This is a genomic window from Crystallibacter degradans (genome assembly GCF_012952295.1).
GTDB lineage: Bacteria > Actinomycetota > Actinomycetes > Actinomycetales > Micrococcaceae > Crystallibacter > Crystallibacter degradans.
The window spans coordinates 20406-43662 of record NZ_JABBCH010000002.1 but is presented as its reverse complement, the minus strand read 5'-3'; the positions used below and the strand labels follow the sequence as shown (position 1 = coordinate 43662).

General features: G+C 60.2%; 23 protein-coding genes and 2 tRNA genes. 9 read left to right on the top strand and 16 right to left on the bottom strand.

All coding sequences use genetic code 11. The features are described from left to right. The first annotated feature begins 115 nt into the window (after positions 1-115). A complete protein-coding gene (locus HGO92_RS03910; protein WP_074703149.1) occupies positions 116-367 on the top strand; it encodes a cell division protein CrgA in 252 nt (83 codons plus the stop codon). 75 nt (positions 368-442) lie between these two features. Here the strand turns inward: HGO92_RS03910 and HGO92_RS03905 are convergent, their stop codons facing one another. Next, complete coding sequence (locus HGO92_RS03905) at positions 443-1624, bottom strand: NAD(P)-dependent malic enzyme (RefSeq protein WP_346768846.1); 1182 nt, start codon at positions 1622-1624, stop codon at positions 443-445. Positions 1625-1989: 365 nt separating this feature from the next. Continuing rightward, positions 1990-2373: an alpha/beta fold hydrolase gene (locus HGO92_RS23440; protein WP_346768875.1), complete on the bottom strand. Its 384-nt coding sequence runs from the start codon at positions 2371-2373 to the stop codon at positions 1990-1992. A gap of 270 nt (positions 2374-2643) precedes the next feature. Here HGO92_RS23440 and HGO92_RS23435 point away from each other — a divergent pair, with 270 nt between their 5' ends. Next, positions 2644-2781: a hypothetical protein gene (locus tag HGO92_RS23435; protein ID WP_205834177.1), complete on the top strand. Its 138-nt coding sequence runs from the start codon at positions 2644-2646 to the stop codon at positions 2779-2781. 867 nt (positions 2782-3648) lie between these two features. On the opposite strand, the gene HGO92_RS03895 is transcribed toward HGO92_RS23435, so the two are convergent. Together HGO92_RS03895 and HGO92_RS03890 are read right to left on the bottom strand one after the other, a co-directional pair. Next, the gene (locus HGO92_RS03895) at positions 3649-4521 is read right to left on the bottom strand and encodes a rhomboid family intramembrane serine protease (protein ID WP_169992138.1); all 873 of its coding nucleotides are present in this window, start codon (positions 4519-4521) and stop codon (positions 3649-3651) included. Positions 4522-4600: 79 nt separating this feature from the next. Beyond that, the gene (locus HGO92_RS03890) at positions 4601-5143 is read right to left on the bottom strand and encodes a peptidylprolyl isomerase (RefSeq protein ID WP_169992136.1); all 543 of its coding nucleotides are present in this window, start codon (positions 5141-5143) and stop codon (positions 4601-4603) included. 153 nt (positions 5144-5296) lie between these two features. Between HGO92_RS03890 and HGO92_RS03885 the strand changes: the two genes are divergently transcribed. Both HGO92_RS03885 and HGO92_RS03880 read left to right on the top strand, forming a co-directional pair. Beyond that, positions 5297-6313 (top strand): hypothetical protein, encoded by a 1017-nt coding sequence (locus HGO92_RS03885; RefSeq protein ID WP_205834176.1) that lies wholly within the window; start codon positions 5297-5299, stop codon positions 6311-6313. A gap of 97 nt (positions 6314-6410) precedes the next feature. Further along, the gene (locus HGO92_RS03880) at positions 6411-7250 is read left to right on the top strand and encodes a glycosyltransferase family 2 protein (RefSeq protein WP_169992134.1); all 840 of its coding nucleotides are present in this window, start codon (positions 6411-6413) and stop codon (positions 7248-7250) included. Here the strand turns inward: HGO92_RS03880 and HGO92_RS03875 are convergent, their stop codons facing one another. The 12 genes from HGO92_RS03875 to dnaA form a co-directional block, all read right to left on the bottom strand. Then, positions 7251-8168, bottom strand: coding sequence for an EamA family transporter (locus HGO92_RS03875; RefSeq protein ID WP_169992132.1), 918 nt, complete (start codon positions 8166-8168; stop codon positions 7251-7253). 105 nt (positions 8169-8273) lie between these two features. Then, a tRNA-Ala gene (locus HGO92_RS03870) sits at positions 8274-8346 on the bottom strand. Between the two features lie 39 nt (positions 8347-8385). After that, positions 8386-8502 carry a DLW-39 family protein gene (locus tag HGO92_RS23640; protein WP_211482295.1) on the bottom strand — a complete coding sequence of 39 codons (117 nt, stop codon included), beginning with the start codon at positions 8500-8502 and terminating at the stop codon, positions 8386-8388. Positions 8503-8533: 31 nt separating this feature from the next. Continuing rightward, positions 8534-8607, bottom strand: a tRNA-Ile gene (locus tag HGO92_RS03865). 154 nt (positions 8608-8761) lie between these two features. Then, positions 8762-9355 carry a DUF3566 domain-containing protein gene (locus HGO92_RS03860; RefSeq protein ID WP_169992130.1) on the bottom strand — a complete coding sequence of 198 codons (594 nt, stop codon included), beginning with the start codon at positions 9353-9355 and terminating at the stop codon, positions 8762-8764. After that, complete coding sequence (gene gyrA, locus HGO92_RS03855; protein WP_169992128.1) at positions 9352-12033, bottom strand: DNA gyrase subunit A; 2682 nt, start codon at positions 12031-12033, stop codon at positions 9352-9354. Before gyrA ends, HGO92_RS03860 begins: the two co-directional genes overlap by 4 nt. Before the next feature lie 62 nt (positions 12034-12095). Then, the gene (gene gyrB, locus HGO92_RS03850) at positions 12096-14144 is read right to left on the bottom strand and encodes a DNA topoisomerase (ATP-hydrolyzing) subunit B (protein WP_205834206.1); all 2049 of its coding nucleotides are present in this window, start codon (positions 14142-14144) and stop codon (positions 12096-12098) included. Positions 14145-14407: 263 nt separating this feature from the next. Further along, a complete protein-coding gene (locus tag HGO92_RS03845) occupies positions 14408-14953 on the bottom strand; it encodes a DciA family protein (RefSeq protein WP_413542014.1) in 546 nt (181 codons plus the stop codon). 59 nt (positions 14954-15012) lie between these two features. Next, complete coding sequence (recF, locus tag HGO92_RS03840; RefSeq protein WP_169992122.1) at positions 15013-16194, bottom strand: DNA replication/repair protein RecF; 1182 nt, start codon at positions 16192-16194, stop codon at positions 15013-15015. 10 nt (positions 16195-16204) lie between these two features. Further along, positions 16205-17128 carry a phosphogluconate dehydrogenase (NAD(+)-dependent, decarboxylating) gene (gene gnd / locus HGO92_RS03835; protein WP_169992120.1) on the bottom strand — a complete coding sequence of 308 codons (924 nt, stop codon included), beginning with the start codon at positions 17126-17128 and terminating at the stop codon, positions 16205-16207. A gap of 73 nt (positions 17129-17201) precedes the next feature. After that, complete coding sequence (gene dnaN / locus HGO92_RS03830; protein WP_169992118.1) at positions 17202-18326, bottom strand: DNA polymerase III subunit beta; 1125 nt, start codon at positions 18324-18326, stop codon at positions 17202-17204. 558 nt (positions 18327-18884) lie between these two features. Further along, a complete protein-coding gene (gene dnaA, locus HGO92_RS03825) occupies positions 18885-20303 on the bottom strand; it encodes a chromosomal replication initiator protein DnaA (protein WP_169993009.1) in 1419 nt (472 codons plus the stop codon). A gap of 428 nt (positions 20304-20731) precedes the next feature. Here dnaA and rpmH point away from each other — a divergent pair, with 428 nt between their 5' ends. The 5 genes from rpmH to HGO92_RS03800 all read left to right on the top strand — a co-directional run bounded on the left by rpmH (position 20732) and on the right by HGO92_RS03800 (position 23254). Continuing rightward, positions 20732-20869, top strand: coding sequence for a 50S ribosomal protein L34 (gene rpmH, locus HGO92_RS03820; RefSeq protein ID WP_003800212.1), 138 nt, complete (start codon positions 20732-20734; stop codon positions 20867-20869). A 74-nt stretch (positions 20870-20943) separates the two neighbouring features. Further along, on the top strand, positions 20944-21327 hold the full coding sequence (rnpA, locus tag HGO92_RS03815) for a ribonuclease P protein component (RefSeq protein ID WP_169992116.1): 384 nt from the start codon (positions 20944-20946) through the stop codon (positions 21325-21327). After that, positions 21324-21725 (top strand): membrane protein insertion efficiency factor YidD, encoded by a 402-nt coding sequence (gene yidD / locus HGO92_RS03810; RefSeq protein WP_169992114.1) that lies wholly within the window; start codon positions 21324-21326, stop codon positions 21723-21725. The genes rnpA and yidD overlap by 4 nt, the downstream gene beginning before the upstream one ends. A 6-nt stretch (positions 21726-21731) precedes the next feature. Then, positions 21732-22697: a membrane protein insertase YidC gene (yidC, locus tag HGO92_RS03805; RefSeq protein ID WP_169992112.1), complete on the top strand. Its 966-nt coding sequence runs from the start codon at positions 21732-21734 to the stop codon at positions 22695-22697. Then, entirely contained in the window at positions 22694-23254 is a 561-nt protein-coding gene (locus tag HGO92_RS03800) for a Jag family protein (protein WP_169992111.1), read from the top strand. The genes yidC and HGO92_RS03800 overlap by 4 nt, the downstream gene beginning before the upstream one ends. Positions 23255-23257 lie beyond the last annotated feature (3 nt).

The window sequence follows — 23257 nt, the reverse complement described above, 5'->3', positions numbered from 1 at the left end:
ACATGCTGATTAAAGGTCTCTCAAGCAGAATACCTTCTATAGTCGGCAGAGAATGTCCGCTACTGATGACAACCGCCGGTTTTCGCTGATGCTTCAGGCCGGTGAAGGAGGACCCATGCCAGAGTCTAAGCCCCGCAAAAGAAGCGAACGCAGGCCGCAGACGACGGCGGCGCCGGAGTACAAGCCGAACCCGGTGTGGTTCAAGCCGGTGATGTTCGGTTTGATGATCATCGGCCTGCTGTGGATCATCGTTTTCTACATCACCGAGGCACAGTGGCCGATCGCCGCCGCCGGCTCCTGGAACATCATGATCGGATTCGGCATTGCGATCGCGGGCTTCCTGATGACCACCAAGTGGCGTTCATAGAAGCTTTCCAGACCGCGGGATAAAGCAGCGGCCGCCGGAAACTATCTCCGGCGGCCGCTGCTTTTTTATTTTTTGTTACGCCTTGCTCGCCTCGGCGACGGCGCTCACCGCAGCCGTGACGGCGGGTGCTACCCGCGGATCCAGCGGGCTGGGGACGATGTAGTCGGCGCTGAGATCGCTGGCAGCAATGTCGGCGATGGCCTGGGCGGCGGCTACCTTCATCTCCGAGGTGATCTTCTTCGCACCGGAATCCAGAGCCCCGCGGAAGATACCGGGGAAGGCCAGAACGTTATTGATCTGGTTCGGGAAATCACTGCGCCCGGTGGCCACTACCTTGGCGTACCGGCGGGCGATCTCGGGATGAACCTCCGGATCCGGGTTCGACAATGCGAAGACAATGGCGTCGTCGGACATCGCTGCGAGTTGCTCTTCCGGAATCGTACCGGCCGAAACCCCCACGAACACATCCGCGCCTTCGAGCGCTTCGGCGCTGCCGCCGGTGGTTCCGCGCGGATTGGTGCGCTCGGCGTACGTGGCCTTGATCCCGGACAGGTCCTGGCGGCCCGAATGGATGATGCCCTTGGAATCCAGGATCGTCACGTCGGAGATACCGGCGGTCATGAGGATCTCGGCCACGGCGATGCCTGCCGCGCCGGCTCCTGAAACGACAACCTTCAGGGACGAGAGCTCGCGCTGGACGAACTTGGCGGCGTTGGTGAGGGCGGCCAGAACAACGACGGCGGTGCCGTGCTGGTCATCGTGCATCACCGGCATGTCCAGGGCTTCGATGAGGCGCTCTTCGATCTCGAAGCACCGGGGCGCGGAAATGTCCTCGAGGTTGACGGCTCCGAAACTCGAACGCAGCCGCACAACGGTTTCAACGATCTCGTCAACATCGGTGGACTCAATGACCAGCGGAATGGAATCCAGGCCGGCGAATTTCTGGAAAAGTGCAGCCTTTCCTTCCATCACCGGCAGGGACGCGCTGGCACCGATGTTGCCGAGTCCCAGGACGGCCGTACCGTCGCTGACCACCGCGACGAGACGGGAAGCCCAGGTGTACTTTTGGGCCAGTTCCGGCTCGGCATGGATGGCACGGCTGACCTGTGCCACACCCGGAGTGTAGGCGATGGAGAGATCGCGCTTGTCATTGAGCGGCGCGGTCAGTCCGACCGTGAGCTTGCCACCCTCATGGGCAGCGAAAATCTCTTCGGTTGTCAGCTCGATCGGCGTCGAGTTCACGGTTTCAGCAGTCACTTGTATGTCCTTTTCTGAGCATCCGGCGATCCGGAAGAACGCATGGTGGTCGGGCATCACAGCACATGCATACAGGAGGCGGATCCTCTACCGGCGGGCCGTCGGGCTGTGCGCGGCGACGCCGATGGCGGTATTACACGGCAAATCTTGCTCAACGTCGCCTGGCCTGTCGGCGACCGTCTCGGTTTCGGCTGGTCGAGCCGACACTCGATTCAATACGTTACCGGACAGCGCACCACGACTGCGGGGATGTTTCCCAAAAATTTCCCTATATTTCGCAATTTGCGGCAAGCCAGCTAACGTGACGCGACACCTCGTCTAGTGGCCGGGCTAGGGGCGACTTCCACTTCTGCGCATCCACGCGCTCACTGCTGACCGAGGAATTCGGCAGCCAAGTCGGCAAAGTATTCCGGTTGGTCCAGGGTGGCCAGGTGCCCCGCATCCGGAATGGTTTCCAGTCTCCCTCCGGTTGCTGCGGCGGCAGCCTGCATTTCTTTACGTCCCACCAAATCGTCGTCCTGGCCGTGAATCCACAGGGTGGGAAGGTCCAGCTGTCCCGGGCGGGGCAGAAAATCGAGGCGCATCCTGAATGGCCCGTAGGCGCTGATCTGCCACTCGTCGAGGATCTTCTCCTTGTGGCTGCACCTAGCGATAGCTTTCGAGCTCGCCAGACGGAGGATGAAGCCCAAATCCATGGGTGTGTGCCCTTGCCGTGAGGTAAGCAGCAAGCGACCTTCGAACGGCCGCAGGTGAACGAGCGAAGTATCTGAATGCTGTTGTCAGCACGAAGGGCAGATGAATGATCAGCCACGTCGCAAATTGGGCGCGCCGTCTGGCCCCGATGCCGTCTGGAACTGCCAGAACCAAGCGGGTTACAGTGCCTGGATTATTCAGGGCGTAGCCGATCGCGAGCCCCGCTCCCCTGGAAGTCCCCACTATGGCGATCCGTCGCAGGCCCAGATAGCTGAGCAATTCGAAAATAACTTGTTCACACAACTCCTGCGTGATCGGCTGCTGCCATGGGCAGCCAGCTCCGGCGCGACAAGCTGACAGGACAACTCGGCACTGGCCAGCATCGCGCCATGCAGCAGCAATATCGGCGGCGCGTCGGGCTTGCCGGCAACGTAGAGCTGTACCGGACCGCGCGCTCGTTTTAGATCGGTCGAAAATTACCAAAATATGTAGTTTGCACAAGTTGTGCACGGAGTTATCCACAGGCGTGTATAACTTTGGGGAAACTTTGCCTTGGCCTTGGATTGTTGCCGCAGTTGAGCCGCTCCGGAGCTAGACATTTGTGTTAATCACAGGTGTGTAAGTTATCCACGCTGTTGATAACTCTTGTGGATAACCGCCGGAAAGATGTGAAAACAGGGATGGCGCCGGGCGTGCGAGTCGATGAATGTCCTTCTCTGGCGACCAACTTCTTCGCCTTCCCGTTGTGCCCCCACTTTTGGCGGAGCCCGTGGCTAGCGGAGCGGTCTAAACCTTGAGACCAGAATCAGCGGGTTCGCAGCGGCGGAAATACCACGTTCCCGCCGGGGCACCTCGTAGCTACGCGGTTCAAGCCCACTGGCAGGACTCCTAGGGGCGCCTCGGCGTGGAGGGCCCGCAGAAGGCGGGCTCCCATTGATAGTTATCCACAGCCCTGGCTTTTCGTGGGGATACGCCTTCGATTATATGTTCTACTGTTTATTTCGCGGTCCCCTCAACTTATCCACAGAGGTTATGCACAACGGGGATAAGTTACACACATGTAATTCCACAGCTGTGGATACTGCGCTGACAGTGATCACAGAATTTAAGCTGGGCCGGGACAAAGAGTTATGCACCCCTGTGGAAAACTCTGTGCACAACTGTGAACAACTTACGTGCGGTCCTCAGGAGAGATCTACCGCCTTCCGCCGAGCCGCCCGGCTGGATGTTTCCACAGGTGCTCCCTGAGCTTCGGAGGCTAAGAATGAGCTTAAACGGGAACGGCCGGCACCGCCGCGGCTGCAGCAGTACCGACCGTCTGACCCTTGGAGCTATTGGGGCAGCGTGACCATTGATGACCCGATCCAGGTCAGTACGACCAGCAACACCGCAATGCCCGCCAGGCCTGCCCATTGCAACCGCTGCTGGTTCTCGCCACGGGGAACGAAAGCAATGGCGGCAGCAGCCAACGCACCGGTGACCATGCCACCAATGTGCGCCTGCCACGAGATGCCGGGGAAGAAACTGATGACAACATTGATGCCGATCAGCACCAGGATGCCGCGGACGTCCTGTTTCCGCTGCAACTGGACGATCAACAGGGTTGTGAAAAGCCCGAAGACGCCGCCGGAGGCGCCCACGACACCTTGGTTTATTTCGCCCAGCAGGAGCACAGCAACGGACCCGCCCCAGATCGATAGGAGGTAGAGCGCCACGAATTTCAGACGCCCCAGCAACGGTTCAAGGTGTTGCCCGAAGATCCAGAGCGCATACATGTTAAACGCGATGTGCAGGAGAAGACCCGTTGAATGCAGGAAGCCTGCAGTGATCATCCGCCACGGTTCGAAGGGCAGTCCCGGGACCTGCGCAGTGTAAAGAGGAGCATAGACAAGGTTCGCCTGAATAACGCCGGGCAACACCCACTGCAGAATATAGATCGCAACGCAAAGCGCGATGATGGTGAGCGTCACCACCGGCCTGCCGGTGGTGACCGCTCCTCCGTAGACCGTGCGATGGGTCGGAAGATTGCGCGCCTGTTCCTTGACGCAGTCCACACATTGGATACCGACGGCGGCCGTCCGCTGGCACTCGGGGCAAGTCGGTCGCCCGCAGCGCTGGCACCGGACGTAGGAAATGCGGTCCGGATGGCGTGGACAGACAGGAACTTCGGATTGCGGCTGTTCCGCTGGCATCCCGTAGGACATGAGGGGGCGTCTCCTGGAGGAAAGCTGGTTAAGAAAAATGTCCCCGCCCGGACTCGGCCGGACGGGGATGGTTGAGGTCTTAGAGCTGCTCGACTGTGATGTTGTTGATAACAACGTCTTCCAGCGGCTTGTCCCGCATGTCCGTAGCCACAGTGTTCAGCTTGTCCACAACCGCGCGTGAGGACTCGTCGGTCACATCACCGAAGATCGTGTGCTTTCCTTGCAGCCAAGTTGTGGGGGTCGTCGTGATGAAGAACTGCGAGCCGTTCGTTCCGCGGCCGCCCTGGAGGCCGGCATTGGCCATCGCGAGCTTGTAGGGCTCGGTGAAGTCCAGATCGGGGTTGATCTCGTCGTCGAACTGGTAGCCCGGGCCGCCTACGCCCTGTCCGAGCGGATCTCCGCCCTGCAGCATGAAGTCCTTGATGATGCGATGGAAGATGACGCCATCGTAAAGGGGGGCGTTGGTTTCTTCGCCGGTCGCCGGGTGCTTCCAAGTGATTTCGCCCGTAGCGAGGCCGACGAAGTTCTTGACCGTCTTCGGGGCATGGTTGCCGAAGAGGTTGACCACGATGTCGCCATGGTTGGTGTGAATGGTTGCTTTAGCTGTAGGAATAGCAGTCATAGAGCCATTCTTCCACGCGGCTGCAAGGAAATTGCCAGCGGCGCCTGGTTCCGCGTTCAGTGAAAATGCCCCTTATTCAAGGACCGGCATAGCACCTTGTCGCACGCACGAAGTAGTCTGAGTGTGGACCGTCACCATCTCCGGGAGGTAGTAGTGAAGAAAACCGAACGTTTAGCCCGTGATCTAGAGGGCACTGTCACTGTCGGTGTGGAAAATGCCCGTGATTGGGCCACTCCTCGGGTAGAGGCTGCGTTGAACTGGGCGGTGCCGCGTATCGAAAAGGGCATCGGAACAGCTTCTCCCAGAATCCAGGAGGGCATTCAGCGCGCCGCTCATGACCTGTCACAGGGCGTCTCAACAGTGACCCCCAAGATTCAGGCTGAGCTGGACAAGATTGCCCCGAAGATTGCCCAGATTGTCGATGACGCCACTCCGCGCATCCAGGGCACATTGGACAAGGCATCTCCGGCCATCACCCACGCCCGGGACAAGGTCGTCGGCGAGTACATACCGACTCTGTCCGAGCGGGTCGGAAATGCGGGGGAGAACCTTTCGCGTTCCCTCGACAAGTCGGCCGCGGTAAAGGTCGTGGGGTCGAAGAAGATGATCCGCAAGGCCCAGAAGGCGGCCGCTGCATCCGCCAAGGAAGCAGCCAAGGAACTGAAAAAGCAGCAGAAGTCCGGCAAGGGCAAGGGCTGGCTTATTGCCGGCGTTATTGGTGCGGCTGCGGCTGCCGGTGTCGCAGCATGGCGTGCCTCCCGGCCGGTTGAAGATCCTTGGAAGACCCCGGTCACGCCGACCCCTACTCCGGTTCCCAACACTTCGGCCGCTCCGACTGCATCGACTGCAGATGTCGCAGACACAGGAAAGCAAGCTGCCGCAGCCGCTTCGGCAACGTTGGCTGACAAAACTGCCGACGCAGCAGCGAGCGTTTCCGGCACCGCCAAGCACGCTGCCACCGAGGCAAAGGCAGACGCGGACAAAGCCGCCGAAGCTGCCAAGGATTCAGTAGATCGGTCCGCCGAGGCCGCCAAGAACGCTGCCGATGCCTCGGCAGCCACGACGACCTCCGCCGCGGAGGGCGCAGCACGAGTCGCCAATTCAGCGGCCAAGGATGCAGCAGACAAGGCCGGAACGGCCTCGGATGCGGCGAAGGACAGCAACAAGTAACGCATCTTCCACAGATGGTAAATGAGGTCTCTGCTTCGGCAGGGACCTCATTTTTAACTCCGGATGAATCCCCACGGGAGCTGATAGATTCAGTCCCATGCAGACTCCGAAGCCGAGCGTTTCGATTGTAATTCCCGCCTTCAACGAAGAGTCGGTGATTCGACAGTGTCTTTTCGCGGCCATATCCCAGTCGAAACCTCCTGCCGAAATCATCGTTGTGGACAACAAATCAACCGATCGGACAGTCGAACTCGTACGGCAGATGCAGGACGAATATCCGGACGCGCCCCTCGTCCTGCTCTCCCAGGATCAGGAACAAGGCCTTATCCCGACCCGGAACTTCGGCTTGGACCACGCCACCGGTGAAGTGCTGGGGCGGATCGATGCCGATTCCATCCTGGAACCGGACTGGGTGGAACACCTCCAGAACGCCTTCCTGGATCCCGAAGTAATGGCCGCCACCGGCCCGGTGCTCTACTACGACATGCCCCTGCGCCGCTTCGGCCTCCAAGCTGACGACCGGATGCGCAGGTTCGTGCTGAAGCTGGCGAAGAAGCAGTATCACTTTCTTTTCGGCTCTAACATGGCCATCCGCAGGGGAGCTTGGGAGATCATCCGCAATGAAGTGTGCCTCGACGAAGAAGACGAGATGCATGAGGACATCGATATCTCCGTCCACCTTGCCGAGCATGCACTTCGCATCCTGTACGTTCCCGAAATGATCAGCGGGATGTCCGCCCGCCGGCTGGAGGACTCACCCAAGGATTATCGGTATTACGTGACGCGGTTCGACCGGACCTACAAGAACCACAAGATTAAACGGCGGCTGCTGAGGGTTCCCACGCTGATCTTCATGAGCGTCTACTACCCGGCGAAGATCCTGCGTAGGGTCCACCAGGCCCGCACGAAACAGATTGTCCCGCGCGGCGGAATCTGATCACTCCGGCGGCCGTGCCGAGGGCCGGACGGAGGAGGCCGAGCCCTTTCTCATACGGCGGTGAACGGAACGGTTCTGAAACAGAACGACGACGGCAAGTCCCGCCATTATGAGGGCGAGGCCGAGGTATGTGCCCCAGGGCAGCGCCTCATGCAGGAACACGGCTGCCAGTATGGCAGCGCCAGGAATCTCCAGCAGGATAATCATGGAGACCACCAGAGGACTCAAGGTGGCGAGCAGGTAATTAAAGACCGTGTGGCCCATCAGCTGCGCGACAGCCGTCACGGCCAGAATGCCAATCCACGCTTCCGGTGGGAATCCCACAAGGGACTGCCCCGACACGAGGCACATCACCAGCAGGATGCCCGAACAGATCCCGTAGCACAGGGTGGTGTAGGTTCCGGTCGAGAGTGTCCGGCGCACTTTGCTGCCGGCGACCGTGTAAATGCCTGCCATGGCCCCGCCAACGACCGCAAGTACGTCCCCTATGATGGCCTCGGATGAAAGCTGCAGGTCGAATCCCGAAATCACGACGACGCCGCCAAGGGCCAGCCCCAGGCCCACGAGTACCTGCGGAGCGCTGCGGATGCCCCGGAACAGGTTGAAAACCGCGATCCAGGCCGATTGGAGGCATACCAGGGCCGTAGCAGCAGCAACGGATGTCAGCTGCAGTGCCGTGATGAAACAGGCGAAATGGAGGGCCAGCGCAAGTCCTGCGATGGCACTCCACTTCACGTCCGACGTCGTGAGCCGGCGGAATTCCTGCCGTCGCGTAAGGCCAGCGGGCACGCCCATGACTACGCCGCCGAGGAAGTTGCGCCAAAAGGCGATGGCCAGCGCGGGTGCAGCCGTGGCAGCCATGATGGGGCCAGAAGCGGCGACGCCCAGGACACCCAGCGCGGCGAGGAAGAAAGTCACGTCCTCACCGTAAGGTGTGCACGCGGCAAACTCCCAGTTGTTCGTCGGGCAAGGGTGCACATACAAAAGATCCCGGTCCTGATGGACCGGGATCTTTATGTTCGGTGGAGGCAAGGGGACTCGAACCCCTAACCCCCTGCTTGCAAAGCAGGTGCGCTACCAATTGCGCCATGCCCCCGAAAGGAACCTCACCAGTATAACCTAGCGGGCTTTGGAGCTAATCAACCTTGTCGGTCGACTTGCTCCACGCGGATTTCTCCGCTTCAGATTCCTGCCACTTCTTGTAGACGACGGCGCCTGCGACTGCAGCTGCCAGAACCAGCAACTTCTTCACAGCGTCCTCCATAAGTCGGAACAGTTTTCCGTGGGCGTACCAGGACTTGAACCTGGGACCTCTTCGTTATCAGCGAAGCGCTCTAACCGCCTGAGCTATACGCCCCCTTGCCCCGTCGGGCCGAAATATGACTTTACAGCACATCCCGACGCAACTCCAAATCGGCCCGCACCGTGCCTGCGGGACGCGTCTGCTGATGCAGAAAACCCTCCTCCACCGACGGATATCCGTGGTGGAGGAGGGTTGTTCCGTACTGATCTCAGTCGTCGGTGAGGGTGACGCCGATACCGCCAACCAAGGTGGCAGAGATGTTGTAGAGCACGGCCGAAAGCATCGCCAGCGCCGTCAGGAGGACGACGTTGACTACCGCGATGATGGTCGCGAACGACGCCACCTGGCCTAGCGAGGCATAGGCCCGGAGGTCGAAGGCTCCGCCCTCGCTGCCGGCAATTTCAGTCAGCAGGTCATTAACGCGGTCGAAGATGCCGGTGATGTCCAGCGTGGTCCATAAAACGATGGACGCGACAACTGTCACGATGCCCAGCGCCACGGAGAGCAGGAATGCCATCTTCAGTACCGACCAAGGGTCCACCTTGCTGACTAGCAGGCGTGCGCGGCGGGCCTTGGCCTTGGGTGCCGGACGGACCAGTCCTGGACGTGATGCCTGGCCCGTCGGACGCGTGCCGGCAGGACGCGCGCCGGAACTTCCGCCTGAGCGTGCTCCCGCCGCCGGCTTTTGCCCTGTGCCGCCCGACGGACGCTGCGAAGGCTTCGCCGGCGGGTTGCGAGGAGCCCCTACGCGCGGTGCATTAGCCGGCCGGGTACCCGGCCGGGGCGTATTGGGTGTGCTCACTCGTTACCTCCGTCTTCCGGCGCCTCTGCTGCCTCGTCGGCAACTGATGGCATTTGGTCTGCATTCAACGGTACTTCATCAGCAGGCTGCTGCGCAGATTCCGCTGCTTCTGCAGCCTCACCTGGAACTTCCACCTCATCATTCCCGCCATCTTCCTCCGGATCCCCGCCCAGGCCCCGTTCGGAGTTCTTGGCGACGGCGATGATGCGGTCCTTCTTGTCCGGTTTGGCAAAGATAACGCCCATGGTGTCCCGGCCCTTGGCAGGCACGCCGGTGACCGAGGAACGGACTACCTTTCCGCTGGCCATGACCACCAGAACCTCGTCTTCTTCCTGGACGACAAACGCGCCCACCAGGTTTCCGCGGTCCTCGGCATATTTGCCAACCTTAATACCCAGGCCGCCGCGTCCCTGTACCCGATATTCCCCGACGCTCGTCCGTTTGGCGTAGCCGCCCTCAGTGACGATGAAGACAAATGAATTATCCGTGACGACGTCGGCTGTCAGCAGCTCGTCTTCTTCGCGGAACTTCATTCCGGTCACGCCCGACGTGGCGCGGCCCATCGGGCGCAGGGCCTCGTCCGTGGCGGTGAAGCGCAGGGACTGGCCCTTGCGGGACACAAGCATCAGGTCATCGGTCTCGGAAACAAGCTGCGCAGAAACCAGTTCGTCTTCGTCGCGTAAGTTGATGGCGATGACACCGGCCGAGCGGTTCGTGTCATAGTCCTCGAGCCGGGTTTTCTTGATTAGACCGCGCTTAGTTGCCAACACCAGATAGGGGGACTGCTCGTAGTCGCGCAGCTCCAGGACCTGGGCAATGTGCTCGTCCGGCTGGAAGGCCATCAGGTTGGCAACATGCTGGCCCTTCGCGTCCCGTCCGGCTTCTGCGAGTTCATAGGTCTTCGCCCGGTAGACGCGGCCAAGGTTGGTGAAGAACAACAGCCAGTGGTGCGTCGTGGTGACAAAGAAGTGTTCGACAACGTCGTCACCGCGCAGCTGTGCGCCCTTGATGCCCTTGCCGCCGCGCTGCTGCGAACGGTAGTTATCGATGCGGGTCCGCTTGACGTATCCGCCGCGGGTGATGGTGACGACCATTTCCTCTTCAGGAATCAGGTCTTCCATGCTCATGTCGCCGTCGTAACCCAAAGCGATCTGGGTGCGGCGGTCATCGCCGTACTTGTCGGTGAGTTCCTGCAGCTCTTCGCTGACGATCCCGCGCTGGACTTCCTCGGAGGCGAGAATCCGGTTGAACTCGGTGATCATCCGCTCGAGTTCGGCATGCCGGTCCTGGATTTTCTGGCGTTCCAAAGCGGCAAGCCGGCGCAGCTGCATATCGAGGATTGCCCGGGCCTGGAGCTCGTCGATATCCAGCAAACCCATGAGCCCGTCACGCGCTTCCTCCGTAGTGGCCGAGGCACGGATGAGCGCGATGACCTCGTCCAGCGCATCGAGTGCCTTGAGCAGGCCACGCAGGATATGCGCCTCTTCCTCCGCCTTGCGCAGCCGGTAGCGCGTCCGCCGGACGATCACTTCCAACTGGTGGGCGACCCAGTGCCGGATGAAGGCGTCCAGGGTCAGGGTTCGCGGGACGCCGTCGACGATCGCCAGCATGTTTGCCGCGAAATTCTCCTGCAGCTGGGTGTGCTTGTACAGGTTGTTCAGTACTACCTTGGCCACGGCATCGCGCTTGAGCACAATCACCAGGCGCTGGCCGGTGCGGCCGGAGGTCTCATCGCGCAGGTCCGCGATGCCGCTGATCTTGCCGTCCCTGACCAGGTCGGCAATCTTGATGGCCAGGTTGTCCGGATTGGCTTGGTAGGGAAGTTCCGTCACCACCAGGCAGGTACGATTCTGGATTTCTTCCACGTTGACCACGGCGCGCATCGGAATGGATCCGCGGCCGGTCCGGTACGCATCTTCAATGCCCTTGTGGCCCAGGATCTGTGCGCCGGTCGGGAAATCCGGGCCCTTGATGCGCTGCATGAGTGCTTCCAGCAATTCCTCGCGGGAAGCTGTGGGGTTCTGCAGGTACCACTGCACGCCGTCGGCGACTTCACGCAGGTTGTGCGGCGGGATGTTCGTGGCCATACCGACGGCAATGCCGGACGAGCCGTTAACCAGCAGGTTGGGGAAGCGCGACGGCAGGATGGTCGGTTCCTGGTTCTTACCGTCGTAGTTGTCCTGGAAGTCGACGGTTTCCTCGTCGATGTCGCGCACCATCTCCATGGCAAGCGGGGCCATCTTGGTCTCGGTGTACCGCGGGGCCGCAGCGCCGTCGTTACCCGGGGATCCGAAGTTGCCCTGCCCCAGCGCGAGGGGGTAACGCATGGTCCAGTCCTGGATCAGGCGCACCAACGCATCGTAGATGGCGGAGTCGCCGTGCGGATGGTACTGGCCCATGACCTCGCCGACCACGCGCGCGCACTTGTTGAACGAGCGGTCCGGACGGTAGCCACCGTCGAACATCGCGTACAGCACGCGGCGGTGGACCGGTTTGAGCCCGTCCCGGACGTCCGGCAGCGCACGCCCGACGATGACCGCCATGGCGTAGTCCAGGTACGACCGCTGCATTTCGGTCTGCAGGTCGACCTGCTCGACCCGGTCCGTCAGAATATCGCCTTCCAACGGGATGTCCCCGGCAACACCCTCGGGGAGGTCCGGAGTCTCTTCGTCGCTCATCGTTGCGTTCCTTCTGTCAAAGTCATCGTGTTACCAGGGCAAGGGTTTCCGGCCGGACATCGCTAGATGTCCAGGAACCTCACGTCCTTGGCGTTCTGCTGAATAAACGTGCGGCGGGACTCGACATCCTCACCCATCAGCACGGAGAAGATCTGGTCCGCGGCCGCGGCGTCATCCATGGTCACCTGCAGCAGCGTGCGGTTATCCGGATCCATGGTTGTATCCCACAGTTCCGTGTAGTCCATCTCGCCCAGACCCTTGTAGCGCTGGATGCCGTTCTCCTTGGGCAGGCGCTGGTTGCTGGCCAGCCCCTTGCGGATTACCTCGTCGCGTTCCCGGTCGCTGAAGACGTAGTCGTGCGCATGGTTGGACCACTTGATGCGGTACAACGGCGGCTGCGCCAGGTAGACATAACCGTTTTCAATCAGCGGGCGCATGTAGCGGAACAACAAGGTCAGCAGCAAAGTAGTGATGTGCTGGCCGTCGACGTCGGCATCCGCCATCAGTACGATCTTGTGGTACCGGGCCTTCTCGACGTCGAAGTCCTCACCGATTCCGGCACCGAAGGCGGTGATCATGGCCTGGACTTCGGCATTGCCCAGCGCGCGGTCCAGACGGGCCCGTTCCACGTTGAGGATCTTTCCGCGCAGCGGCAGGATGGCCTGGGTTTCGGGGTTGCGGCCGCGCACGGCCGAACCGCCTGCCGAGTCACCCTCCACAATGTAGATTTCCGACTTCGACGGATCCTTCGACTGGCAGTCTTTCAGCTTGCCGGGCATGCCGCCGGACTCCAGCAGCCCCTTGCGCCGGGTGGACTCGCGGGCCTTGCGGGCGGCCAGGCGGGCCTGGGATGCCTGGATGGACTTGCGGATAACATCGCGCGCGGGACCGGGGTTGCGCTCCAGCCAGTCGCCGAGTTCATCGGTGACAACGCGCTGGACAAAGCCCTTGGCCTCGGAGTTGCCAAGCTTGGTCTTCGTCTGGCCCTCAAACTGAGGCTCCGCAAGCTTGACGGAAATGACGGCGGTCAGACCCTCGCGGATGTCATCACCGGTAAGGTTGTCATCCTTCTCCTTGATGATGTTCTTTTCCCGCGCGTACCGGTTGATCAGCGAGGTCATAGCGGCACGGAAACCCTCTTCGTGGGTGCCGCCTTCATGGGTGTTGATCGTGTTCGCGTACGTGTGGACGCTCTCGGAGTACGAGGTGGTCCACTGCATGGCCACCTCAGCGGACATCTTGCGATCCGTGTCCTCGGTTTCGAAGGCGATGACCTCCGGGTGGATGATGTCCACCTTCTTCGAAGAGTTCAGGTGCGTGACGTAGTCCAGCAGGCCGTTGTCGTATTTGTAGACAACCTTGCGGTGCTCCGGAGTGGTTTCGACCTCGGTGGCCGGGTGGTCCAGATCCACGTCTTCGCTGTCGGAGATGTTGTCTTCGGGATGGCGCTCATCCGTGAGGGTGATCTTCAGGCCCTTGTTCAGGAACGCCATCTGCTGGAACCGGGCCCGCAGCGTCTCGAAATCGAACTCGGTGGACTCGAAGATGCCCGCGTCCGGCCAGAACGTCTGCTGGGTGCCGGTCTCTTCCGTGGCTTCGCCCTTGCGCAGGTCACCCACCGGCTTGCCGCCATCCGCAAAAGATTGGTGCCAGACGTATCCCTGCCGGCGGACCTCTGTCTCAACACGGGAGGAAAGTGCGTTAACCACGGAAATACCGACGCCGTGAAGACCGCCGGAAACCGCATATCCGCCGCCGCCGAACTTGCCGCCGGCGTGCAGGATGGTCATCACAACCTGGACTGTGGGCCGGCCCTCGGTCGGGTGCATATCCACCGGGATACCGCGCCCATTATCGATCACGCGAACGCCACCGTCCGCCAGCAGCGTGATGTCGATAGTGTCGCAATAGCCGGCCAAGGCCTCATCGACGGAGTTGTCGACTACCTCATAGACCAAGTGGTGCAGACCGCGGGGACCCGTGGAGCCGATGTACATACCGGGGCGTTTGCGGACCGCTTCGAGGCCTTCCAGAACGGTGATGTCGCTGGCACCGTAGTCTTTGGGTTTTACGCCCTCTGTCTCCTGGGGTTCTGCGCCGGTATTTTCCAGCTCATTCTCCTGCGCCACAGTTGCCGTCGACTCCTCAAGTTCCGTCTCATGTTTGGGCGCCCTCCCAGCAGGGAAAGGCGCCGCCACCTAATTCTAGCGTGTCGCGGCGCCGAATTATGCATGAACAGGCCCTGGACGGGCAAGAAACTGCCTTTTCCCGCATTGAGGGGCCCTGTTATGGGTCGGTGTATAGGCGGCGGCCCTCTGAGTGCTCTACTCGGCTCCTGCGCATTTCGCAAGAGCCCGCTTCGATGCTGTGGAGTTTATCCGTAAGTATCGCGCGGACCCCGCCCGCTGACGGTCCGATAGCCCTTGCGCCAATTCGGCGCGGACGGAGCGAGGACCTGGATTTTGGTGACGACGCCGGGACCGAGCGCCTCATCGAAGCGTTTGATCAGCGCATGGCTCATCAACCGCAGCTGTGTCGCCCACGCGGTGGAATCGCAGCGCACCTGGACCGTTGTGTCCTGGAAGCTCTCCGGCCGGCAATGTGCCGCAATCTCCGCCCCGACCAACTCGTCCCAGCGGGAAATCACGGATCCCACCGCCACCGGCGAGGACCATCCGCGGTCCTGAATCAATCGACCGAAGACGGATCCGACGCCCCTCGGATCCCGGCCGGAATCCTGTTTCGACGTTGCGCTGACAGGATGAGACGGCGGCGTACGACGGCGTGTGGCTGACCGGGTGCGGATCTCACCACGGCCTGCGGCCGCTTCACGGACCCGGTTAAGCATCGCTTTGGCGGCATCAATTTCGTCGTGATGCGTTGTCTCGGGCTGCGCGGGACCGGTCCGTGGCGCCGGCAAATCCGCTTGGTCGCCCCGATTTTCCCTGGGTAAGGACGCGGGGCGTTTTCCGGTTGCCATCACTGATCCACCCCTCCCGGAATGACGGTCAGCTTCTCGCCGCTGAGGGCAGCAGGGATATCTTCCACTACTGCTGCAGTAACGATGACTTGCTCTGCACCTGCCACGATCCCGGCCAGTTTATCCCGGCGCTGGGTATCGAGTTCGGCGAAAACATCATCGAGGATCAGTACCGGGGCAGCCCCGGGAGTCTGGTCATCTTCGCGGAGCACATAGTAGGAAGCCAGCCGCAGAGACAAAGCAAGGGACCAGGTTTCCCCGTGGGAGGCGTAGCCCTTGGCCGGCGTCGGGCCGAGAACGAGCTCCAGCTCGTCGCGATGCGGACCGACCAGGGAAATACCGCGCTCCACTTCCTTTTTGCGCTGAGCCCGGAATGCTTCCAGATACTTGGCAGCCAGTTCCTGAACGCTCAAGGAACCCAGAGGGAGATCCGGCGTCCCGCCGTCGTTCTCTATTTCTCCGTCGTCCGAAAGCTGCAGGTCGATAGTGGAGCGGTAAATGGCGGCGGCCTTTTTCGAACCGTCCGTCAAGGATGCGTAAGCAGCGGCAACATGCGGCTGCAGCAGTTCGACCAGTTCGAGCCGCGCCTTGAGCAGTGCCGCACCGGCTTGGGCCATGTGCTGGTCCCAGACCTCGAGGGTAGATTCGTGCGTTGCGGTGAACCGACCGCTGGCACGCGCCGATTTCAACAACGCGTTGCGCTGCTTCAATACACGGTCATAGTCGCTGCGCGTGGCGGCATGGTGGGGAACCAGGCTCGCCAAGAGTTCGTCGAGAAAACGACGCCGGTTGGATGGATCGCCCTTGACCAGCGACAAGTCTTCCGGTGCAAAAAGAACCGTCCGAAGGATGCCCAATACGTCGCGGGCACGGACCGGGTTCGCGCGGTTGATTCGGACCCGGTTGGCCTTGCCGGGGTTGATTTCCAGTTCCAGGGAAGTGGACTGGCCGCCGCGGGTAATCCTGGCACGTACGAGGGCGCGTTCCGCGCCGAAGCGGATAAGGGGACCATCCGTGCTGACGCGGTGCGAGGACAGGGACGCCAAATAGCCGATGGCTTCGACAATATTGGTTTTGCCGACGCCGTTTGGGCCCACAAATACAGTGGTTCCGGGCGTAAAGGGAATATCCAGCTGGGGATAAGTCCGGAAATCAGTCAGGGATAAATACTCTACAAACACCTAGCAACGGCTACTTCTGGTTGTCATCGTGCTGTTCTCCGGCGTCGCGCACGCCGGGTGTGCGGACGGCATGTCCGCCGAACTGATTGCGGAGGGCCGCGACCATTTTCATGGCCGGGGCGTCGTCCTGCCGGGAAGCGAACCGGGCGAAGAGCGCGGCGGTAATGGCGGGTGCGGGAACGGCGTGGGCTATGGCTTCTTCCACCGTCCAGCGGCCCTCGCCCGAGTCTTCGACGTAGCCGGCGATCTTGCTCAGGCCCGGATCCTCTTCAAGCGCCTTGACCATAAGATCCAGCAGCCACGAACGGACCACGGTTCCTTTTTGCCAGGCGCGGAAGGTTCCATGGACATCCTTGATGATGTCCTTGGCTTCGAGCAGTTCGTACCCTTCGGCATAGGCCTGCATGAGTCCGTATTCGACGCCGTTGTGCACCATTTTTGCGTAGTGGCCGGCGCCGACATCGCCTACGTGAACAAAGCTTTCTTCCCGTGGTCCCTCGGGGCGCAGTGCATCGAACAGCGGCATGGCTGCCTGGACACGGTCTGGATCTCCGCCAGCCATCAACCCATAACCGTTGGCCAGTCCCCAGACACCGCCGGAAACGCCGACGTCGACAAACCCGACGTTCTTCTCGGCCAGCAGCGCCTCATGTTTCTGGTCCTCGGTGAACTTGGAGTTCCCGCCGTCGATCACAAGGTCTCCGGCTTCAAGCTTTCCGGCTAGATCAGTGATAACCGAATCAGTGATTTCCCCCGCCGGAACCATCACCCAGATGGTGCGCGGCGCCGGAAGGGCTGCCACCAGCGCATCGACCGATTCGACGTCCGTCCGTTCGGGATTGCGATCGTATCCGGTTACCTCAATATCCGCGTCACGCAAACGTTGGCGCATATTGAAGCCCATTTTCCCAAGTCCAATGAGTCCGATGTGCATAACGATCACTCTTTCCCGGTTGTGATTGAGACTGGTGGCGCGGGCCTGAACTGAGGTTCTTACTGCTTTCGGCCTATTGGTTCGGCAACCGCACCGGCATCAGCAGGTAGCGGTAGTCTTCCTTGTCTTCGCCTTCGAGGTCATCCTGGGCAGACATGACCGCCGGCTTTGGCGGGGTTGTGAAGGAGAAACGAACGAACTTGCTGCTGAAGGCATTGAGGCCTTCCGACAGGTAGTGCGGGTTGAAAGCAACCGTGATTTCGTCACCGGACAAACCTGCTTCGATTGCCTCCGAAGCCTGGGCATCTTCGCCCGTGCCTGCATCCAGCGAAAGCTGCCCGTCGGTGAAGGCCAGGCGTACGGGCGTATTGCGCTCGGCCACCAAGGACACGCGGCGTACTGCTTCCACGAGCACGGAGGTTTCGACCGTTGCGTGGATGGGTGTGTTCTCGGGGAACAACGAACGGATCTTGGGGTAATCGCCGTCGACCAGCAGCGAAGTGGTACGGCGACCGCCGCTTTCGAAACCGATGAGTTCGCTGTTGTCCGAAAGCGCAATGCTCAGATCGCCGGCACCACCGAGCGTCTTGGCAACTTCGTTCAAGGTCTTGGCCTTGACCAGCGCACTGGTGGAGATACCGGGCGTAGTTGGCCGCCAGACAACCTCGCGCAGCGCCAAACGGTACCGGTCGGTGGAGAGCAACGTGATGAGGTCGTCTTCGATCTCCATGCGGACACCTGTCAAGATCGGCAGTGTGTCGTCCCGGCTCGCCGCGATGATCACCTGGCTGACCGCTTCCGCGAAAGCTTCTCCATCAACAACACCGCTGATATCCGGCAGGGCAGGCAGTTCGGGGTAGTCGCCGACCGGCATGGTTGCCAGGTTGAACCGGCTACTGCGGCAGGTCAGGGTCACCTTCGTGCCATCGGTGGAGACATCAACCGGGGCCGAGGGGAGGCTCCGGGAAATGTCCGCGAGAAGCCGGCCGGAAACGAGGATGGTGCCTTCTTCGGTTACCTCCGCCGGAATCTGAAGACGGGCGGATATCTCGTAGTCAAAGCTCGCGATGCTGACCATGCCGGCTTCGGCTTTGATGAGCAGGCCGGATAGTACGGGAACAGGAGGTCTCGGTGACAGCGAGCGGGCTGTCCAGGTAACGGCCTCGGCCAGGACATCCCGATCAACTCTGAACTTCACTGAAGTGTGCCGCCTTTCACAACGTACATGCCGGGGAATGCCAGTGGTTACAACTCTGCCGCTCTTCCCGGCAGAAAGAACCGGCGGCTGCTGTTGACCAATGACAACAATTCTCTGTGCAAGCTTAGCCGCCAGACAGGCATTCTCACACCGGAGGGTGATTTCGGTGGATCAGAGGATCAGGCATCGGTGAGCTGGGATCGGAAGGGTCAAATGTTATTTGGAAAAGCCTGAATAAATGGGATTCGTAGTGTTAATAACGTCTGTGGATACTGTGGATAACTCGTTCTAGCCCCGGGTGCTGGCCAAATTGCCCTGTTCACAAGATGTGCAGTTCTTCCGTTGGGGCCTGTGAGGTCGTGTGGACAAAAATCCTTGTGATTATTGGGATCCACAGACGACTGGGTAGTTATCCTCTGATGAAGCGCGGTTCTCCACTTAACCATCCACAGCTTTATCCACACCTGTTAATTTCGGACGGTCTTTGAGGATCTGAAAGAGAAGCTTCAGAAAATCGCCAAGGGTACGAAGGGTACCTGGGGAGTGGACTTTACGGTGTTAGTTCTCGCGCTGCTGCTGCTTGATGAGGTTGGTCAGCTCGGTTACCTGGTTGTAGATGGCGCGTCGTTCAGCCATCAGTTCCCGGATCTTTCGATCCGCATGGATGACGGTTGTATGATCTCGCCCACCCAGTTCCTGACCGATCTTCGGCAGTGACATATCCGTCAGCTCCCGGCACAAGTACATGGCGATCTGTCTGGCGGTCACGAGCGTGCGGGTCCTCGACTTACTGCACAACTCTTCAAGACTGAGCTTGAAGTAGGCCGCTGTCTGGCCCAGGATCGTGGTCGACGTGATCTCTTGTGCCCCGTCGTCGGTAATCAGATCCTTGAGGACGATTTCGGCCAGGGCCATGTCCACGGCCTGGCGGTTCAGACTTGCGAAGGCAGTGACACGGATCAGCGCGCCTTCGAGTTCGCGGATGTTGGTAGAGATTTTGGACGCGATGTACTCAAGCACCTCATCCGGGACGGAAAGGCCCTCGCTGATGGCCTTCTTGCGCAGAATCGCGATCCGGGTTTCCAACTCGGGAGGCTGGATGTCGGTCAGCAGGCCCCACTCGAAACGTGAGCGCATCCGTTCCTCGAACCCGGAAAGCTGCTTCGGCGGAAGATCCGAGGTAATGACCACCTGTTTGTTGTGGTTGTGCAGCGCGTTGAAAGTGTGGAAGAACTCTTCCTGCGTTGCATCCTTGTTGGCAAGGAACTGGATGTCGTCGATGAGGAGAATGTCCACGTTCCGGTACAACTGTTTGAAGCTTGCGCCTTCATCGTCACGAATGGAGTTGATGAAGTCGTTCGTGAATTCTTCGGAATTTACATAGCGGACGCGGATCCCGTTGTAGAGATGCCGGGCATAGTGCCCGATCGCGTGGAGCAGGTGGGTTTTGCCCAGCCCTGAATCGCCGTAGATGAAGAGCGGGTTGTAGGCCTTTGCAGGAGCTTCGGCCACGGCCACGGCAGCTGCATGTGCAAAACGATTCGATGAACCGATGACAAAGGTGTCGAAAATGTACTTCGGATTGAGCCGGCCGAATTCATGCGAGGTACTCGGCGGAGTGGGCTGCGCACGAACTTCGTCACCGGCGGTGCTGACCGGCGACGGGGCAGCTTCCGGTTCGGGTTCCGGTTCCGACTCAGTGACCATGTCGGTATCGACAGAGAATGCACAGAGAATCTCGTCCTGGAAGACATCGCGGAGGGCATCCTGCAGCGGTTCCTTGAGCTGCTGGGATTGGAAGACTTCCCTGGTGAGTTCATTGGGAACAGCTACCAACAGCGTGGTTCCAATCAAGCCCTTGGCCTGGGCGAGGACTACGAAACCTCGTTGCCGGGGACTGACTCTGTCGTCCCGTTCCAAGGTGCGAACCACCTTACGCCAGGAGCTTCCGACGTCGTTTATTTGGTCCGTATCCACCGAAAACCCCTCAAATAGCAGTAATGCAAATTCCTCCACTTCCCGTTTTACCGGATCCAGGACCTTCATCCACAGAGTTATACACAGACGTGGATAAAGTGCTCTTGCCAAGAGTAGATGATGATTCTGGTAGAAGATAGCTGGAAAGTGGCCTAGGTGAACTAATGCGTTCGGCGCCGGCGAAAGCGGTCGGCAGGAGGTTGTCCACAGGTGTTTATCCACACCGGTGGATATCAACGGCACGATGCTGGTTTGACGGAACGCCGTTCGAACCCCTACCGTTATGTAGTCCTTCGTGTCTGCTTTGTGCATACCCCCATGCCTTTTGTGAGGTTGCCAGAGCAGATGCCCAATAGAGCGTCCGCCTGTTACTTCCCCTTGTTGCAACGGGCTGAGGCGCATCTGTCGATCGTCTTGGAGTAACCACCGTGAGCAAGCGGACTTTTCAGCCGAATAACCGCCGTCGTGCCAAGAAGCACGGCTTCCGCCTTCGCATGCGTACCCGCGCCGGCCGTGCCATCCTGGCAGCGCGCCGCGGCAAGGGCCGTACCGAACTGTCGGCCTAACCAACTGCCGTTTGTCGAATCCGGCTGCTTTGTCTTTCAGCAGCCGCGCACCGGAGTAGGCAGCTTTCATTATTATGCTGTCCAGTAAAAACCGGATGCGCCTTTCGGCAGACTTCTCAACAACTGTACGTTCCGGCGCCCGCTCTGGGCGTCGGAACTTAGTGTTATACGCGGTTCCCACTGCCCTGGATCAGCCGAGCACTTTCGGCTTTATCGTGTCCAAGGCCGTGGGGAACGCTGTAACCCGCAATCTCGTTAAACGGAGACTGCGGGAGATCGCGGTGCAGAGTCTCAGGGCTTATCCACAGGGGCTTTCTGTTGTCGTCAGGGCATTGCCTCCGGCAGCGAACGCAGACTTCGGCGCTCTGAGCAACGACTACCGCAAGACATTTGCAGCAGCGACGTCAAAGTTCCGCGCGGCACTGCCCGCGGCCGAGCAGGGAGGACCCGCCGAATGAGCACAACAAGCCATTCGCCGGTGCAGCCTCCTGCCGCTGCTTCTGCGGCGCATTTTCTCTGGGCCTTGCCGCAGAACTCGCTGATCGGGTTGCTGAAGGCATACCGAAAAGTCGTCTCTCCTGTATATGGACAAGTGTGCCGGTTTTTCCCCTCTTGTTCGGCCTACGCGCTGGAAGCGGTGACCGTCCATGGAGCCGCTAAGGGAACATGGCTTGCGGTGCGTCGGCTTTCGCGTTGCCACCCCTGGAACGACGGCGGCGTCGATCACGTGCCGTTGTCCCCATACTATGAGCGTCTGCTTCGGGAGAATCCCGCTGGAACGCCACGGATTATTGTGCTGAATCACCCGGAGATTCCGGCCGACGATGAAGGCCGTCCAAGCGGCCCGAGGAGCTAACGAGTAATGGACTTCCTGAACACCATACTTTTCCCTTTTATGTGGGTGGTCTCATGGATCATGCGGGCGTTCCACGACCTGTTCACCACCTTGGGAATGGATGCGGCGAACGGCTGGACCTGGACGCTGTCCATCGTTGCTCTGGTGCTCGTCATCCGGGCTGCTCTCATCCCGGTGTTCGTCAAGCAGATCAAGGCCCAGCGGGGAATGCAGGCGCTGCAACCGGATCTTCGTAAGCTCCAACAGAAGTACAAGGGCAAGACGGATCAGCTCTCGCGTCAGGCGATGACGCAGGAACAAATGGCCCTGTACAAAAAGCACGGCACCAACCCATTCTCGGCCTGCTTGCCGATGCTGATCCAGATGCCGTTCTTCTTTGCCTTGTTCCAGGTACTGAGCCAGGCCTCCGGAGCTAGCGACGAAGGCCGCGGTATCGGTGCTTTGTCCGCCCAGGACATTCAGCAGTTCGATGCCTCCACCATCTTCGGTGCACCCCTATCTGCCTCTCTTCTTCACGGCGGCGGTGGCGACAACCAGGTTGCCGTGATCGTGCTGTCGATCATCATGATTCTGGCGATGACTGCCTCGCAGTTCATCACCCAGAAGCAGATCATGTCCAAGAACATGTCCGAGGAAGCACTGGCCAGCCCGTTCATGCGCCAGCAGCAGATGATGCTGTACATCCTCCCCTTGGTCTTCGGCATCGGCGGAATCAACTTCCCCATTGGTGTTCTCATCTACTGGACCACTACCAACCTTTGGACAATGGGCCAGCAGTTCCTTGTGATCAGGCGGATGCCTACCCCCGGTTCGCCTGCTGCCAAGGCCTTGGCTGAACGTCGTGCAAAGAAGGGACTGCCAATGGTCCCCCTTCTGGGAGAGAAGAAGTCCGAGGAACCGGCCGTCGAGGCCCCGGCTGCCACCAAGGTGCAGCGCCCGCAGCCCCAGCGTAAGAACAGGAAGAGAAAATGAGCACCGAGAGCGTCTCCGATACATCTGCCGATCAGTCAGCCCTGGAAGCCGAAACCGAAGAGTCGGCCACACAGTCCAACAACGCGAGCCGTTTGGAAGAAGAAGGCGACGTAGCTGCGGACTACTTGGAAGAGTTGCTTGACATCGCCGATATTGACGGCGACATCGACATCGAAGTCCGCAACGGACGTACTTATATCTCGATCGTTTCTGAAGAGGACGACAACGACGCTCTTCAAGCGTTGGTCGGCCGTGATGGCGAAGTCCTGGAGGCACTGCAGGAACTCGCAAGACTGGCCGTGCTGACGTCTACCGAGAGCCGATCACGGCTTGTTCTTGATATCACCGGCTACCGGGAAGAACGTAGCGTCGAATTGCACAAGATCGCCCAGGACGCCGTCGCCAAGGCAAAAGAGACCGGCGAAGAGGTCGCATTGGCCCCGATGAGTGCCTATGAGCGGAAGATCGTCCATGACGCGGTGGCTGACCTCGGGTTGGCCAGCGAGTCAGAAGGCGAAGGAGCCAACCGCCACATCGTCGTCTCGCTGGCTTCCTAGTCC

Bases quoted from the DNA above. Each gene is read 5' to 3' on its own strand.
- HGO92_RS03910 (WP_074703149.1), top strand. From the start codon at position 116: ATGCCAGAGTCTAAGCCCCGCAAAAGAAGCGAACGCAGGCCGCAGACG.
- rnpA (WP_169992116.1), top strand. From the start codon at position 20,944: ATGCTGTCCAGTAAAAACCGGATGCGCCTTTCGGCAGACTTCTCAACA.
- HGO92_RS03895 (WP_169992138.1), bottom strand. From the start codon at position 4,521: ATGTCCTACGGGATGCCAGCGGAACAGCCGCAATCCGAAGTTCCTGTC.
- gnd (WP_169992120.1), bottom strand. From the start codon at position 17,128: ATGCACATCGGACTCATTGGACTTGGGAAAATGGGCTTCAATATGCGC.
- yidD (WP_169992114.1), top strand. From the start codon at position 21,324: ATGAGCACAACAAGCCATTCGCCGGTGCAGCCTCCTGCCGCTGCTTCT.
- HGO92_RS23435 (WP_205834177.1), top strand. From the start codon at position 2,644: ATGGGCAGCCAGCTCCGGCGCGACAAGCTGACAGGACAACTCGGCACT.
- HGO92_RS03800 (WP_169992111.1), top strand. From the start codon at position 22,694: ATGAGCACCGAGAGCGTCTCCGATACATCTGCCGATCAGTCAGCCCTG.
- HGO92_RS03890 (WP_169992136.1), bottom strand. From the start codon at position 5,143: ATGACTGCTATTCCTACAGCTAAAGCAACCATTCACACCAACCATGGC.
- yidC (WP_169992112.1), top strand. From the start codon at position 21,732: ATGGACTTCCTGAACACCATACTTTTCCCTTTTATGTGGGTGGTCTCA.
- HGO92_RS03880 (WP_169992134.1), top strand. From the start codon at position 6,411: ATGCAGACTCCGAAGCCGAGCGTTTCGATTGTAATTCCCGCCTTCAAC.
- gyrA (WP_169992128.1), bottom strand. From the start codon at position 12,033: ATGAGCGACGAAGAGACTCCGGACCTCCCCGAGGGTGTTGCCGGGGAC.